Consider the following 15639-nt stretch of genomic DNA (forward strand, 5'->3'; position numbering starts at 1 on the left):
CCCAGTGCCTATTTGCCATAGATCGCACTGGGCTGGTTGATCGACAGTGTTGCGCGCTGACAGAGGAGATGCCGCGTGGCAGCACTGGAGAACCCCCCAACCGTAACTTCCGGCACGCTTGATCCAACTTTACGGATCTATTCGGAGCAACATCTAGCCGTTGCCAACACCTGGGCTGAACATTTCAAGATACCTCCGGCTCAGCACGCAGCGTTCTTACGGCACTATCTACGCTCGACCACAAACACGCGCTGCTGGAGCGTAGTGTTTGGGCAGGAAGGCGAACAAAACAAACCTGTTCTGGCCCGGTTTGGGGAGCTGATCCAGTACTTCGATGGTCGTTCAATCAAAGCCTGCAAATGTGTCTCCGCACACCGTATCCCTCTTTTCAAACCCTCCCCTGCTGCCGCAGAGAAACTGCTGAGCCGCATGGGATACTGGAGCGAGCCTCCAATCCTCACCTCCTTCAGCAAGCGCGCCCGTGAAATCGCACAGGCAATGTCTAGCGCCGACCTAGGGAAGCTTAGCCGGGGGCTGGACGTCCGTCCGATAGGCAGAAACAACCGCTACTTCGGTACCCGAAACCGTTTTTACCTGTCACAGATTGGCGGGGTCTTGAAAAATTTCTGCCGTCACCTCGATCAGGAACTCCTGCACGCAATTCGATCAGCTCGGTGCCCCGCCGCCGAGCTTTACAACTGGTTGGCTGATGGCAATCGACAACGTCGCTTGCAGGCGCTGAAGGCCCAGCCAGTGTTGATTCCTTTACTGGTGATGGCGGAATCTACACCTTGGCCGATGGATGAGTCTCAAGGCGCTAAGGCATCACCTTGGACTGAGCTGAACCCGACGCCACCTGCACATGATGATCAAGACTTGCTAGGTACCGGGTATGACATCCTGGGAGTCACTGCCGACTCAGGCTTGCCTCTTAACCAAGTGTTGGCATGGATGCTCGAAGTCCCTCTTTCGTCGATTCGGTTCATCGGACAACAACGCCCCTTCCACATCGGTAGTGCCCTTACCCATTTCGAGCGAGAGGGCCGAGCGACTGGCTGGAATGCCATGCTGGCAGGCGCATCAACCGGAAACCGAAGACCGCTGGTAAAACAGCAATGGAAGTCCTTCTTCACCATCTGGGACAAACTGCCCTGGCAAATGACCCAGCGTGATATCGACCTCAATCGCTTATTCACCGGCTGCCCTACTGATTGGGCGGATAAGGCGTGGACGAACATAGCTGCACGAATTACGGATTTGCGTGAGTTGTTCGAGCACGTATCTCGATATCACGTCGATGACACAACAGCAGCCAAAAAACTGCTGGAAACTTTTGTACTGAGCAGTACCTACCATCAGATTGGCCGGCTTATTGATGACTTCCACTTAGCCCTGATCGAGATCCGGAACCAGCTCGACACCGAGTTTTCCTTCTTGCTCGGATCTGACGAAAGAACAACATGGCCATCGTTATTGATCAATGAGACGAAGATTGACTGCCCCAACGGCCTTCAAATCGTCGAACTCAAATGTCCCTTGGATCTGTGGGAAGAGCATTGCGCGCTCGGCCATTGCATTGACGGTTACGACTACCGCGCCTATCTCGGCGCTTGTCGATTATTTTCTGTGCGGCTAAACAGCCAATCGCTGGCCTCGGCAGAAGTGATTCTTGAAAGACGCACCACAGCCACGCCAGTTGGAAAGTGGACTCCTCGAAACCTGACGACCGTGCAACTGAGAGGACGCGGAAACATTCCACCTGCAACAACCTCCCAAGCCAACAAAGCCTATGAATGGTTCTTGGATAGGGTCAGAACCGGAGAGATACCCAGCAGGTTGGATTGGCCGGATATGACAAGTTCGCTTGCTCGGTTTGCAAACATGGGGCGCCAGAAGAGGCATAGCCAAGCCGTTGCCCAATGGGTCATCCAGCGGCTGACACAAGCATGAATCGACCTCGACTAATGAACCGCGCCCCCGCCCTTCTCGGTAAAGCTGTATTCGATGGCTATGACTTCGGCTTGCAGCTGCAATTTGTGGAGGGCGCCAACCGCCTATTGCTCGAGTATGACGGCTTCTACATCCGTCGCTTGGAGCATCCGCTACACCGGTACTGGCGTTTGCCCAAAGGGAAGCTCCTTGAGGATCTCGACCTGGTCTTCCGTCGCCTGGTGGAGCTGAGCGACGGTCGATTCGATGAGACGTGGCAATCCTTCTGCCAGAAGCTGGAGGCTGCGCAAAGCGCGCCAGATCGACAAGCCTTCACTTGGGGCTTGGTCTTCCGGCTCGCCCCACTGGCCCAAGGCGGAGTTCTGCTGTCTGGGGATTACCACCCCGGCATGGTGGCGGTTGCCAAGCGCATGCGCGGGATCTTCCTTGGGCACTCGCGCTCCTGGCGCATAGATGCCACATCCGAGCTGGTGCGCAGCAATCTGATCCTGGAAATGGGACTGTCAGAGGATCAATTCGAGATCCTGGACACAGTCCAGGAGCTGCTGAGCGACGGGACAGTAGCACCCGCAGAAACGATCACCCGAATCAGCCTCGGTGGACCAGCTCAGGAGCGCGCTGCGAGCACCTCGGACGATGTATCCACAGACGTGTACCTGGCCGCAGTTCCCTCAATCGAGCGAACCGAACTCACCGCGGACGCCATTGCCCATGCTCTGGTTAATTACTCACTGATGGACCACCAACCAGCAGGCATTGAGCACCTTCTTCAGCGAACCAGTGCTCTTCTTGCTGATGACATGGGATTGGGAAAAACACGTCAGGCCGTAATTGCCGCTGCGATACGCGCTGTTGATCGACCCATTCTGGTCATCACACTGTCGACGCTGATCATCAACTGGCAGCGTGAAATCCAGATGGTGTATCCCGAGGCTCGGGTCACCCAGCAGGCGTTCGACACCGATGCTCAGTGGATCATCATCAACTATGAGCGTTTGGGGGACTACGTACTACAGGCGGCCCACTTTGAAGTGATGATCATCGACGAAGCCCATCGGCTGAAAGAGCCCACCGCAGCATGGACTCGGCATGGTTTCGACATTGCAGCCAAGATTCCTAATCGCTACCTCCTGACCGGCACGCCCGTCCTCAACCGCGAATCAGAACTGCATACACTGCTTCGCCTTTCCGGCCACCCAGTAGGGCAACTGCCCCTCAAGGAGTTCTGCGAACAATTCGCCGGCAGCCAAGACTTCCGCAAGAACCTGCGAGATGCGATTGGCGACTGGATGCTCCGACGGCGCAAAGATGTTCTGCCGAATCTGAAAGGTAAGCAGCGACAGACGCTGCCGGTCGACCTCACTACCGAGGAACGCCGCGAGTATGATCGCATTCGTCTTGAGGACAGGCCCGGCCTTGCCCGACTCGGCTCACTACGCCAATTACTGGAACAAGTGAAGGTTCGTGTCGTGATGGAGCTGCTCGCCGAACTGGACGTCGAGGACAAGGTCATTCTGTTCTGCGAATTCAAGGACACCGTCACCACACTACGCACGCTGTGTGAGAAAGCTGGCTATGGGTGCGTCACTCTGGTCGGTAGTGACTCGATTGGCAAACGACAAAAAGCGATCGACGCATTCCAGACTGATCCTGATACCCGAATCTTCATCGGCACGACTTCAGCAGCAGGGACCGGTAACAACTTGACTGCTGCGAACTACGTCATATTCCTAGGCCTGCCATGGACACCTGGATTGCAGGACCAGGCAGAAGATAGAGCCTATCGAAATGGGCAATTACGTATGGTCGTGGTGAAAATCCCGTTGGTGGAGAACACTATTGACCAAATGCTGTGGCAGATGCTGCTGGATAAGCGGCAACTGACGCAGGATCTGATCGAGCCTGATGCTGCTGCCAACAACCGGGCGGAGTTGGCATTCGCTCTATAAGATAGAAACTTCACATCTGTTAATGTCGACTTCCTACGGCTCTGCGTCCAGAGTCGTATCAACTTTTGGTCGAAATTATCCGACGATCAATATTGATGGTTTCGATTGCAAACAGATACAGGGCAAACAGCCGAATAAACCCCAAGTTGCCGAAAAGCTTGAGGCTTATTGGATCGGAAAAACTGGATACATACCAGAAGGTTACGCAAAGGCAATACGCCAATACTGCTCCACCTAGAACAGGCCCCCAATTTGCGTGATCATGGTCGGAAAGCCGACTATTGAGTTTCCGAACGAAAAGCACCCAGGATATGACCATGACATCGGCGCCAAAAACAAAAAGAGGTAGCGCAAAGGTGTCTGCTGAAAAGGGATCCCTGATGGGACCGCCCCCTGTCAAAAATGTCGACATCGCTAGCGCGGTAAATACGACCAACAACGGTCGAGACTTGATCTTCCCCAAAGCGTCCAAAATATCTTTCAACAACATTTTCCCCCATCCTGTAATAGCTAAGGTCAAAGGTAACCATTACTTCCATAGCTGCTCATAACCATTGCGCCAGCTCCCGTCTGCCGCAGGCGCACAGCGGCCTCACCATTGCCTCCAAACTAAAGCGATTTAATCCAGAATCCGATACCCGTAATTGCTATTAATGCTCCGCCTTTTCCCCACCAAGAGCTGACCCAAGCATACCAATCCTCGTTAAACCAGATCCCGAATGCAGGCATAAATGCCAACCATGTCAATCCGAGGGCAACTGGCCAAAAGGTGCGCAAGCCAAGCTTAGTAACCAGGCCAATGAGATACAGCAAGCCCCAAGCCAAGAGCAGGTTCCATAACACACTGCTTCCGGTTTCCAGGTCCAAGTGTAGAAACTGCGAAAACTTCAGGACGATTACAAAAATCGCTATTGCTACCGTACCAAGCGCTGCTCCCAAAAGCGGAAATCTTTCCAATCCACCACGCTGACTCATCATCCCCCCTTGCTACCCTCGACTTAGATGAAGTCAGAATGCCTGCACAACACAGTTCTGCACAACCGAACTCACTGCACTTTTGCAGTGCCCCTCTGAGGCGCGACGCAAATTTACATTGAGGTCTAGCGGTAGTGCATTGCAGAAATCTCCGCCACGAGTTACGGCATACAGCATCTCTTGAACTTGCTACCGCTTCCGCACGGACATAGATCGTTGCGTCCGACCTTTTGCGAGCGCGCCGAGCTCGCGAAACTCCTGAGCTCTGAAGCGACTGGAATTCCCTTCTTCATACCCTTCGTAAGTTGCTCCATTTTTTCTGACGGCGACCAAGGGAAATCCAGCGTCACCCCAAATTGAATATCGCCTTTGGGGCTTAACGACACACCGAACCATGTTTGGGCACGCTGCGCATACTTGCGCTTTTCACAGTGAAATCCGAGCGTTGCTACAGCCTCCGGTGATGGTACTGGGTTGCAGTGGAAGCAGACTCCAGTGACGCCGCCTTTGAGGCCGAGACTAAAGTCATGACGGTGTCCGTCAAATTGAGCCTGCTTAGTGATGACCTCAAGGCCCTGGTGCACGTTTCGACTGGAATCTTCACTCATGGAGAGCAGCATGAAGCCAAGCTCAAGCGTCGCGGGATCCGCCTGCTCTTCAACTTGGGCGATGAGCCGCTCATAAAAAGTTCCAGCCATTCGGGTGAGAATCCCGGGAGGTGTTCGTTCGCCGGCAATGCCTTCCCTGCGCACCGTCATGGCAGTATCGAGGTCGACCGCAATCGAGTCTTCGAGCATGACTATGTCGTAATTGTCATCAAGCCACAGGTTGCGGCTCAGATGGTAGGCCAGCGCCGTGAGCTCATGGCTCAAAGATATTTGCTCAACAACGGCTACCCGCATACGGATGTAACTCAATAGCCGCAGTGGCGTAGACAGCATTTCGGTCATCGCATCGAGTAGGAACACATCCATTACGAACGGCGTTCGAATGACGTCGGTGGTTTGGTACGTCAAGTACTGACGCGCTTGGAATGCTAAAGCTGGGTAGTGATCAGAGACAATGCAGAACAGATAGACCTCTTTGACTGCCTGAGGCAGCGAGACTCCGTGTCCTTGATCATTTTCCAAACGGCACCCGCCCGCCACAATGGTGCTAGCACATTCCCACCCTTGGTCGTAGGCTTTTTGAATAGCAGCTGCGAAGTCAGACTTCAGTTGCCCGTCGTTCCCCTTGCGCGCCTCCAGCGTTAATTTCTTTGCCTTCGCCTGAACGATTATGATGCGGTCCCCGAAGACCACCAGCACATCGGCTTCTCCGACGATATCCTTTCCCTGATAAAGGTTGACATTCGTATGGACGTTCGAATGTCCAAAGACTGCTGCCAGCCTGCTTGCAGAATACTTCTCTGTGAACACGCCGCGATTTGCCATGGCAGTCGGCCTGTATCCTTTATCTGCCCACATCCAGTAAAAGGGGGACTCGTACAGTGCTTCGTAAATGGCGTAATGCTGGAAGAGCAAAACAGTTCCCCGACCAGTTGGTATCAGCGGCGTCGCTGCGACCGAGTTAAAATCCCCGATGGCCTTGAATTGGCTGTTGTCGCTCGTCATCGTGAAGGTATTCAGAAACGCTTCAACAACCCGCAGGTCTTCGCCGCTACGATGCGCGATTTCATCAGGGGAATACTCGAAGACAGGCAGCCAAGTTTCAGACGTCAGCTTTGCCGCTTTGACCTTGGCAAACATCTGAGTGGACCGATCGTCCATCAGTACACACATAGCTCGGGCTATGGTCTGAGCCTGGGTAATGGAGAATCCCATGTTCTCTGTCAGCCATACGTCATCGGCACCATACTTTTCAGGAAGCAGGTCACGGTACTGGAAGCTATACGCAGACTCGGCACCATAGAAAATTGGCTCACGCATAACCTCCCCATGCCAGATGTCGTCCGCTTTTTTGCCAGCATGTTGGGACGACATAAATGCGGCATGCATTGGACGGGCCAAGGCACGATGCAGTTCCTCCATCAGCTCATCGGTACGCGCCACATAGGTTTTGACAGTGTCAGCTGATGGTATTGATGTATCCAGTCGCTGGCGCATCATTAGGCCGATCAGTGTGGTGACCTCTGTCCTAATGAGGCGGTTGTAGCCGAACATCTGCCCCATATCGGACGACTTCAGTTCCTTGCTGTAAATCACCAAGTTGTCGCGATGACAGATTTGCGCAATGGCATGGACGTAGCCCGGCGAAGCCGTTAGCTTCGCTAAATCGGCAAAAACTTCACCCTCGCTTCGTGCATTCGACTCCATAACATTCCCTCCTTGTCGTCGCCAGTTTGGCGCCAATTGCCTAATTTGACTCGCGGCGACACATTCTGCGTAAAACAACGAAGCGGCAGTCGCAAAACTAACGGCAGAATATGGCTGAGTGCAGCCCTATGACGAGTGCCCGCTTTGAGGTCACCAGCGCCGACTTACACTTCTTGCCTCAGCTGTTGCGCACTAGTGAGATGACGTGGGAATTGACAAGTACTGGCAGCACAAAAAAGAACTTTAGCCCAAGAATCTATTTCCTACTGCACCCCAGCAACTGGCCTGCCAACGTGACCCCCATCATCAATGGGGGCCTCTCGGCACATGATCAGGCACTTGACCACACTTTCCCTGCTCGCGCTTGTCGCCAGCTGCACGACTCAAAATGCGGATTCGCCCAAACCGGCGTTCGACAGCAGCCGCAATCCCGACATGCTCGCTCCAGATCTCTATCCGAGCGGCGCGGTTCCCGAAAAAGAACCGGTGGTGCGCTATGGTCGCTATACCTTGGTCAGCACTCAGCCGGACTCAGGTCAGCGCGACCTGATGGCCCAGATTATCGATGTCAGTATCCCGGCGAATATGCACCCCAGCGTGCGCGATGCCATGCAGTATGTCGTGGATCGCTCGGGCTACTCCCTTTGCTCCCCCGCCACTGGCCACGTCAACATTCTGTACACACGACCATTGCCAGCAGCGCAGTACAAGCTCGGCCCAATGACACTGCGCAATACGTTGCAGGTTCTTGCCGGCCCTGCCTGGCAAGTGAAGGTCGATGAAGTAAATCGCCAGGTTTGCTATGTCTTGCGTCCGGGCTATCAACTGCCGGATCCGCCTCGACCTTCGTCGACACTGCTCGCCAAGCAAAACACTGATCAGCCCGTCGTCCCGAAGCACGCGTCACAAACACCTGCCAGCAACGACTCTGGCAGTGCTGTGACCGTTGCTGCTGTACCCACTCCACCGAGTATCACAACAACACCTGCTCCGGTAACCACACCTCCCATTAGCAGCCCCGTAGAAAAACCTATTCTCCCCCCAGTGGCACCCGCCAAGGATGGCCCCTCAACGCCAAGTAACCCGACAACAGTTGTGCCGGCGTCTGCTTCGCAAAAACCGCTCGAATCAACCACACCAACTCACGTCGTGACCACTGCAACGCGCCCTGTTCCAGATAACCGTGAGCGCGCACCTGCGCCACCCCCGCAGCCCACCTACTGGACTGCGGCAGTTGGCAGCACGTTGCACCAGACAGTTCTGGAATGGAGCAAGCGAGCCGACTGGCAACTGATCTGGGTTCAAGAGGATCTGGACTATCAGATCGAGGCTCCGCTGCATTTCAAAGGCACATTCGCTGAGGCCATTGCTCAAGTTTTCCCGCTGTACGACGGAGCACCTCGCCCATTCAAAGTCGACGGTAATCCAGATCAGCGGATCGTTTCTGTTTCTGAGAGGAAGAAATGATGAAGTCATTCTTCAAGAGCAGCAGCGTGGCCTTTGCCTTGCTGCTTTGCACCAGCTGCTCCTTACAACGTGTTACTGAATCGTCCAATCGGGCCGAAAGAGACGGCGCCGAAGCCTCTCAATACGCTGCTATCGCGAGAAACCAGCAACCAGAGCCTCAACGCGAAACGGTGGTATTCAGCAACAAGCCGTGGGTTTCAACCCAACCTGTTGTCGCCAAACGTGGCCTGCCCTCTGCGTTGGACTGTGAGAAAAGTTACAGACCTGCCGGAAGCGTCAGCATCAACGACGTGGCGCAGTTCATCACCAACGAGTGCGGCATCGCCGTACTCGTCTCGCCCGACGCAATTAATCCCGGCCTGAATGCCGCGACTTCAACCGTAAACCAGGCGCCTTCAGGTCCTGCAACCGTATCCAGTCCAAACCCTGACAGTCTCGCGGGGTTATTTCCACCAGGTGTAGTTCCTGGATCAAACCCTATAGGGGGTGCAAACACCCGCGGCATTGATCTATTGGGTTTTACCTCTCCAAACACAGTTAGTGGCATCAAATTCAACGGGCGAATTTCTGCACTGCTGGACCTCGTAACTTCTCGGCTTGGCCTTTCGTGGCACTACTCACCAGTGGAGCGTGCAGTACGTATCAACTACTTCGAAACTAAGGTATTCGACGTCTACGCCTTCGGTGACAAACAAGAAATCGAAACCACGGTGAAGTCGGGCATGACTACCACCACAGGTACTGGATCTGGCACCAACGGCGGATCCAGCTCAGCCTCTGGGGCGAGCGGGGAATCCGGTAGCAATCAGAGCACAAAGGTCACCCTAAACACCTCAATCATTACCGACATCCAGAACAACGTCCAAGCCATGTTGAGCCATTCACCACCGGGTCGACTCTACTTGGCCCCCTCCACCGGCACCCTCACCGTTACTGACCGTCCGGACGTGTTAGCTCGCATAGAGGCTTATCTCAACAAGACGAACACTGATATCACCCGCCAGGTGCTGTTCAACGTGAAGGTGTTCGAAGTCACGTTGACCGACAAAGACCAACTAGGTCTGAACTGGTCAGCCGTCTACAAATCCCTCTCCAGCAAATGGGGTTTCTCCCTGAGCAACACAGTCTCAGGTATCAGCAGCAATGCCGTATCCGGTTCGGTTGGCATCGTCGATACCGCTAATTCGGCCTGGGCCGGATCAACGGCCATCATTCAAGCACTTGCAGAACAGGGGCGAGTTTCCAATGTGCGGTCGCCATCGGTGACCACACTCAATCTTCAACCGGCCCCCATTCAGATCGGTAACGTGAAGGGCTACATCCCTTCGAGCACCACCTCAAGCACTGCATCGGTTGGCACGACCACGTCTCTGAACGCGGGAACAATCACATCGGGGTTCAACATGACCTTGCTGCCACGCGTGACGGAGAACAACGACCTCCTGGTGATGATCTCCATCAACATGAGTTCAAAACCAACCTTCACGACCTTCACCAGCAACGGTTCCAGTGCACAAACCGCCGATTACGACACGAAAGGCCTGAGCCCTAAGGTCAAGTTACGGAGTGGGCAGACTCTGATCCTGTCGGGGTTTGATGAGATGAGTGAAGATGCCACGAAAAGTGGCGTAGGCAGCCCAAGCTTCTTTGGACTCGGCGGTGCTCAAACACGGACCTCGACCCACAATGTCCTGGTTGTGCTGATCACTCCAATCCTGTTGGGACAGGCTGCGAATGACGAAATTTTCGGGCGCATCGCTATGTTGTCGTCAGCCGTCGCTCCGTGGGCTGCGTAAGCCATGGCTATCACGGTAACCCCTACCACATCAGCAAAAGTCCAGATCCTTTCCTACCACGGCAACTCGTTCGTTACAGGACTGCTCTGGCATCCGCTGGGCAGCCTCACTGGCTACATGCGCGAGGCTCGCCAGTTTGGTCGCGAAGAGAAGATGGATATCGTTGCCATTCGACGTACCGAATCGATCATTCAAGCAGGCTTCGTATCTCGCAGTGCCGGTGCCGTCAAAGGCATGTACTCGCTCGCCTCTGCGCTGGCCGGCCAGTTAGGGGAATCTTGGATCGCGGCATGGAGGGTTTCACTGGACGAGGACCGCTACTCTCTCGTGGCTGTCTATGAAGGTGCCGTCATTCCTGGCAGTGACCTAGTCGGTACCGGCGATGAAATAAAACGCAAGGTCGCTCAGCTACTCGGGCGCTCGATCAGTTTTGAAGAGACTTACCTACCTCCGGAGTTTGAACGGGGAGGCAAGCCCCTGGATGTTGATGAGCTACTTCATCCGCGAAACCTGCGTCGGGAGTATCGACTACGACCTCTTGCCTTTGGCCTCTCCAATGGAGAGATCGCTCGATTGTCGGTGATCGGGACCTTGGTCCTGATAACGCTGATCGGGTGGCAGCAATGGGGGGCACATAAAGCACGTCTTGCACGGGAAGCAGCTATCGCAGCAGAGCAACAGCGCCTGGCTGAGCTTGAAGCATTGAACGCACGTGCAAAACAAGAACAAACGCTTCAAGCCTTGGAGCATGCTTGGGCCAAACGGCCTAGCGTGGCCGAGTTCATCGCCGGCTGTAACGGATCCATCGACAGCATTCCGCTAAGCATTTCAGGCTGGATCTTCACCTCCGCACAGTGTGATGGGGATCTGGTGTCCGCTACGTTCAAACGTACCGGAAACAGTACCGCTCGTGGATTCATCGCTGCTTCACGCGACCACTTTGCTGATGAGCCAGCCTTCTTTGACGAGGGCAACAGCGCCGCACTGAAAATTAGCCTCAAATTGAATCTCGCCGGTGATGAATCGCTAGTTGAGTCGAGCCAGGCGCTGGCTCTTCTGACGTCCTGGTTACATGGCCAAAGCCTGGAGCCAACGATCAAAGAACTACCGGTCCAGGTACCGCAGCCACCAACCCTACCGGGCGAACCGACACCGCCAGCGCCTCCCCCACCTGAATGGAAGCATTTCGAACTGCAATACAGCAGTTCTTTGCCCCCCTCCATTGTCCTGCGCGGCGTACCAGAGACAGGCCTTCGCCTACGCGAGATCAAGACACAACTACAGAGCGACCACCTGACCTGGTCGGTGATAGGAGACCTCTATGCGAAATAACTACCTGTTTCTGTCTGTGCTGTTGTCCCTAGCCAGCCAGCCTGGCTTGAGCCTGGCCAACGAAAGTTCGACAGCGAACACCGCTGGCATCAGCGTGGGTGAACTGTCGGCTGTGCAAAGCGAAACGTTCTTGTACAAAGCCCAGGGCGAGCGGGCCAAGGCCATTCGCTCCATTGATGGGGACAACCCTCAGACTACCCCAGCGAATACCTCTGCCTATCAACCACGGCCTTTGATCCCTGAACCCATCCCACGTAGCTCGAGCACAGGAGAAATGCTACCCGTGGTCAAGATGGTTTCGGGATCCAGTCGAGCTCTTCGAGCCACGCTGCTGTACAGCGGAGGTTACGAGGTGGACGCACAGGTTGGCGGTCCCTACCTGCCAGGGGGGTACAAGGTAGCCAGCATTAGCCTCGACAGTGTCGTCGTTTCTCGCGGAGGAAAGCGCTATCCATTGGGGTTTTCCAACATCACCCCCTCGGCAAGCTTCACCAGTATGACCAGCCATATCCCAGTAAGCGGCTTGCCGGAGATGCCAATGGGGCAGCCGGCGCCGGTCATGTTACCTGGTCAACCTTGAGGGTCCTTTGTCATGAACGATCTATCTGAGCTGCAGACCGAACCTGCTGAGACCGCAAATGAGCTCATGCAAGAAAGCACCGTCATACAGCCCGTTGCATCGCCAACGCGAGAGACACTTCCAACCAATCAGCCGACTGAGTCCGAATCATTTATCAGCGCGGGCCAAGTCCTGACTGCTGCCGGCGGTCTCTGGGAAGTTAAGCCCGAACTGCGACAGCTCTGCGCGCTGACCGACTCTGGACTGCTCTATGTCTCTGCGCAGCACCTTACGGATCATTTCGTGATGGCATTGATGGATCGTCTGGAGCGGGCTGACGTTGCCTTCGAAGTGAAGTCCTCCAGCATGAGCGAGATCCAGGCGCTCTACCAATCGCAGTCGCTGGAAGCAGACTCACCGGCCTCCGCATCAAACAGCACACAGCGTCAGCTGGAAGTCATTTCCCTTATGGGCCGTGCCCATAAAGCCGGTGCAAGTGACATTCACTTTGTGGTTGGCCACGAAATCACCCGCATTTTTTTCCGAATTCATGGCCTGCTCTCTGATGCTGGGGAGATCCCTAGCTCCAAAGGCATAGAACTATGCTCAGCGCTCTACAACAGCATGTGCGACGTTGCCAAGGAACACTACCAACCGGAGATCAGCCAGGACGCTCGCGTCAGCCGCAAATTCGTCGATCAGTTGGGGCTGTTCGGCGCGCGGGTTTCCACACGGCCGCTGGTCGATGGACCACTGATGGTGTTGCGACTACTGTCCGACGACAAATCAAAACAGACCATGGAGGATCTGGGCTTCCTGTCAGTGCAGATCGCCCAAATCAAACGTCTGTGCCGTTTACCTTATGGCGTCAACTTCATCACTGGCCCGACCGGCTCCGGCAAGTCAAAGACCCTACAGGTCAATCTGAACCTTCTGGCCAAGGAAACTCGGGGCACCCGACACATCCTGACCGTAGAGGATCCACCCGAGTACCCACTGCTTGCCAACCAATCCCCCAAAGGAAGTGATGAGACCTGGGAGCAGGCCATCGCCAACTCGATGCGCCTGGATCCGGACATCCTCATGTACGGCGAGGTCCGTGACCTTGCATCCTGCATTGCAGCCTTCACAGGCGGTCTGACCGGACACTTGGTTCTGTCGACCTTGCACACCAACAACGCAGTCGCCTCCATCCAGCGCGTAGTCGACATGGGCATGGACATCAGCCTGGTCTGCGATCCAGCTCTACTGACTGGGGTGGTCAACCAATCACTTCTCCCAGTGCTTTGCCAGCATTGCCGTAAACCTGCAAAAGACCATGTACATGACCTAGAGCCAGACCTTGTCGCTCGTCTGCAGCAGCACACCAATATTCAAGACGTGTATCTCCTTGGAGATGGATGCGAATTCTGCAGGATGCTTGGCGTAACGACCCGGACGGTGGTGGCCGAAGTCCTCATTAGTACGCATGGCTTTATGAGGATCTTCCGTAGCCATGGTGCAGGGGAGGCTCGCAACTACTGGGTCAATGAAATGGGGGGAATCACCAAGACTGCCCACACCCTGGAGAAAGTGCGCGGAGGTCTGATCGACCCACGGATGGCGGAAACCATCGTGGGTCCACTCGACTTCGACAGCTACATTCTGGAGAAGAAGCATGCTGGGTAGCCTCGCAGACCGGTGGTCAGCACTGTCTGAGACCTGGTACAGCAAGCAGTTCGGAGGCAAAGAGCGTATCCAATTCTACGAGAGCATGGTCGCCTTGTTGGAAAACGGGGTGGGCATCAATGATGCGTTGAAAGAGGTCGGTGACGTCTACAGCGACGGCGGTAAGCAACCCAATCACCCCATCGCTTTGGCCTGTTCTGCGATTGGCTTAAGCGTGAGAAACGGTAAGAAACTGGCGGCGGCATGCCAAGCCTGGATGCCCTATCAGGAAGTGGCGATTATCGGCGCCGGCGAGAAGTCGGGCAACCTGCTCCAGGCTTGCTTTGACTGCGTCCGAATCATCGAGGCCAGGCAAAAAATTACATCGCTGGTGCTGTCGGCTTCACTCTACCCTTCGCTGCTCTGGGGGTTGATGGCCTACTTGCTGCACATCGTCGCCACCAAAATGGTCCCCGCAATGGCTCGCCGATCTGATCCTGAGTCATGGTCCGGGATCCCTGCCTTGTTGTATGCGATCGCAAACTTCGTCAATCACTGGGGCCTGGTGACGTTGATCTGCATCGTACTGTTCGTCATCTCGTCGATTGTGACCTTGCCGTACTTCACTGGACCGATAAGGGTTTGGCTGGAGCGTTTTCCTCCATGGTCGATCTACAAGGCCCTACACGGGTCAACTTTCCTACTCAATATCTCGGTGATGTTGCGCTCGAACGTCAATCAGATCGACGCGTTGGACGCCTTGAAACTCAATGCCAAACCCTGGCTCCGTGAACGCATGACTGCTGCCCGCTATGGCGTGCGCATGGGCAAAAACTTCGGTGTCGCTCTGCATCTTGCAGGTCATCAGTTCCCAGATAAGCAGGCCGTCCAATTTCTCTGCGTTCTGGCAACCCGCAAGGGCTTCTCCGAGGCGATACATCGCTTCAGCAACCGATGGCTCGATAACACGCTCAAGCGTGTTGAGCGCTACACAAAAAGTTTCTTGTTGGCGTCATCCATCGCGATAGGCGTGCTGATGATCCTGGTATTGATCGGGACATACAGCATGCAAGGCGACGTCACCCACACGATTCAACGTTGATCTCCAGTGAGGTATTTCACCATGCAACAACACGCTCGCTCCAAACATGGCCAAGGCGGTTTCATTGACCTGTCGATGCTCTTCGTTTTGATCTGTATCGCCATTGGCATCGGCTATGCAATCTACAACGGCGGCACCCTACTCGGCAGTTCCGATGTCAGTAACGAGCAGTCGAACATCGGACAGTTGATCGCCAACACCCGCAAGCTCAAGGGTAGCAACGGGTACGGGACTTCCGGTACCAGCCTGGTTCCTCAGCTCGTGACCAGCAAAGGTCTACCCAACATGAGTGTTTCCGGAAATACGCTCTACAACGCCTGGAACGGAACGGTCACCGTCGCTTCCGGCGGCATGACCTTCATCCTCACCGAGAATGGCTTGCCGGGAGATGCTTGCATGACGCTCGCGACTAAAATCAGCCGCGGTCAGAAGGTATCCACATCCATCAATGGTGGATCTGCGACCACTGGAGAAGTGTCATCAGCAACAGCTGCCGCCAGCTGCACCGACACAAACAGCAATACCCTGGCCTGGACCGTGTTCTAAG

Annotated in this window: 12 protein-coding genes; 9 read left to right on the top strand and 3 right to left on the bottom strand. The window is 55.0% G+C overall.

Translation table 11 applies throughout. The features are described from left to right. The first annotated feature begins 75 nt into the window (after nucleotides 1-75). Nucleotides 76-1950 (top strand): hypothetical protein, encoded by a 1875-nt coding sequence (locus NL116_RS23980; protein WP_494374322.1) that lies wholly within the window; start codon nucleotides 76-78, stop codon nucleotides 1948-1950. Continuing rightward, entirely contained in the window at nucleotides 1947-3899 is a 1953-nt protein-coding gene (locus NL116_RS23985; protein WP_494374323.1) for a DEAD/DEAH box helicase, read from the top strand. The genes NL116_RS23980 and NL116_RS23985 overlap by 4 nt, the downstream gene beginning before the upstream one ends. A 58-nt stretch (nucleotides 3900-3957) precedes the next feature. Here NL116_RS23985 and NL116_RS23990 read toward each other — a convergent pair whose 3' ends face one another. The 3 genes from NL116_RS23990 to NL116_RS24000 all read right to left on the bottom strand — a co-directional run bounded on the left by NL116_RS23990 (nucleotide 3958) and on the right by NL116_RS24000 (nucleotide 7189). Continuing rightward, on the bottom strand, nucleotides 3958-4389 hold the full coding sequence (locus NL116_RS23990) for a hypothetical protein (RefSeq protein ID WP_494374324.1): 432 nt from the start codon (nucleotides 4387-4389) through the stop codon (nucleotides 3958-3960). A 119-nt stretch (nucleotides 4390-4508) separates the two neighbouring features. Next, nucleotides 4509-4874 (bottom strand): hypothetical protein, encoded by a 366-nt coding sequence (locus tag NL116_RS23995; RefSeq protein ID WP_494374325.1) that lies wholly within the window; start codon nucleotides 4872-4874, stop codon nucleotides 4509-4511. A gap of 161 nt (nucleotides 4875-5035) precedes the next feature. Beyond that, the gene (locus NL116_RS24000; RefSeq protein ID WP_494374326.1) at nucleotides 5036-7189 is read right to left on the bottom strand and encodes a YecA family protein; all 2154 of its coding nucleotides are present in this window, start codon (nucleotides 7187-7189) and stop codon (nucleotides 5036-5038) included. Between the two features lie 327 nt (nucleotides 7190-7516). Between NL116_RS24000 and pilL2 the strand changes: the two genes are divergently transcribed. The 7 genes from pilL2 to NL116_RS24035 are packed head-to-tail and all read left to right on the top strand — an operon-like array spanning nucleotide 7517 to nucleotide 15638. After that, nucleotides 7517-8656, top strand: coding sequence for a PFGI-1 class ICE element type IV pilus protein PilL2 (gene pilL2, locus NL116_RS24005; protein WP_494374327.1), 1140 nt, complete (start codon nucleotides 7517-7519; stop codon nucleotides 8654-8656). Then, complete coding sequence (gene pilN, locus NL116_RS24010) at nucleotides 8653-10452, top strand: PilN family type IVB pilus formation outer membrane protein (RefSeq protein WP_494374328.1); 1800 nt, start codon at nucleotides 8653-8655, stop codon at nucleotides 10450-10452. Before pilL2 ends, pilN begins: the two co-directional genes overlap by 4 nt. 3 nt (nucleotides 10453-10455) lie before the next feature. Then, nucleotides 10456-11784 carry a type 4b pilus protein PilO2 gene (pilO2, locus tag NL116_RS24015; protein ID WP_494374329.1) on the top strand — a complete coding sequence of 443 codons (1329 nt, stop codon included), beginning with the start codon at nucleotides 10456-10458 and terminating at the stop codon, nucleotides 11782-11784. Beyond that, on the top strand, nucleotides 11774-12364 hold the full coding sequence (gene pilP / locus NL116_RS24020; protein WP_494374330.1) for a type IV pilus biogenesis protein PilP: 591 nt from the start codon (nucleotides 11774-11776) through the stop codon (nucleotides 12362-12364). The genes pilO2 and pilP overlap by 11 nt, the downstream gene beginning before the upstream one ends. Before the next feature lie 12 nt (nucleotides 12365-12376). Beyond that, nucleotides 12377-14011 carry a GspE/PulE family protein gene (locus NL116_RS24025; protein ID WP_494374331.1) on the top strand — a complete coding sequence of 545 codons (1635 nt, stop codon included), beginning with the start codon at nucleotides 12377-12379 and terminating at the stop codon, nucleotides 14009-14011. Continuing rightward, complete coding sequence (locus tag NL116_RS24030; RefSeq protein ID WP_494374332.1) at nucleotides 14001-15092, top strand: type II secretion system F family protein; 1092 nt, start codon at nucleotides 14001-14003, stop codon at nucleotides 15090-15092. Before NL116_RS24025 ends, NL116_RS24030 begins: the two co-directional genes overlap by 11 nt. 21 nt (nucleotides 15093-15113) lie before the next feature. Further along, on the top strand, nucleotides 15114-15638 hold the full coding sequence (locus NL116_RS24035) for a type 4 pilus major pilin (RefSeq protein WP_145016148.1): 525 nt from the start codon (nucleotides 15114-15116) through the stop codon (nucleotides 15636-15638). Nucleotide 15639 lies beyond the last annotated feature (1 nt).

This window comes from Pseudomonas sp. FBCC-B1667 (assembly GCF_059133255.1).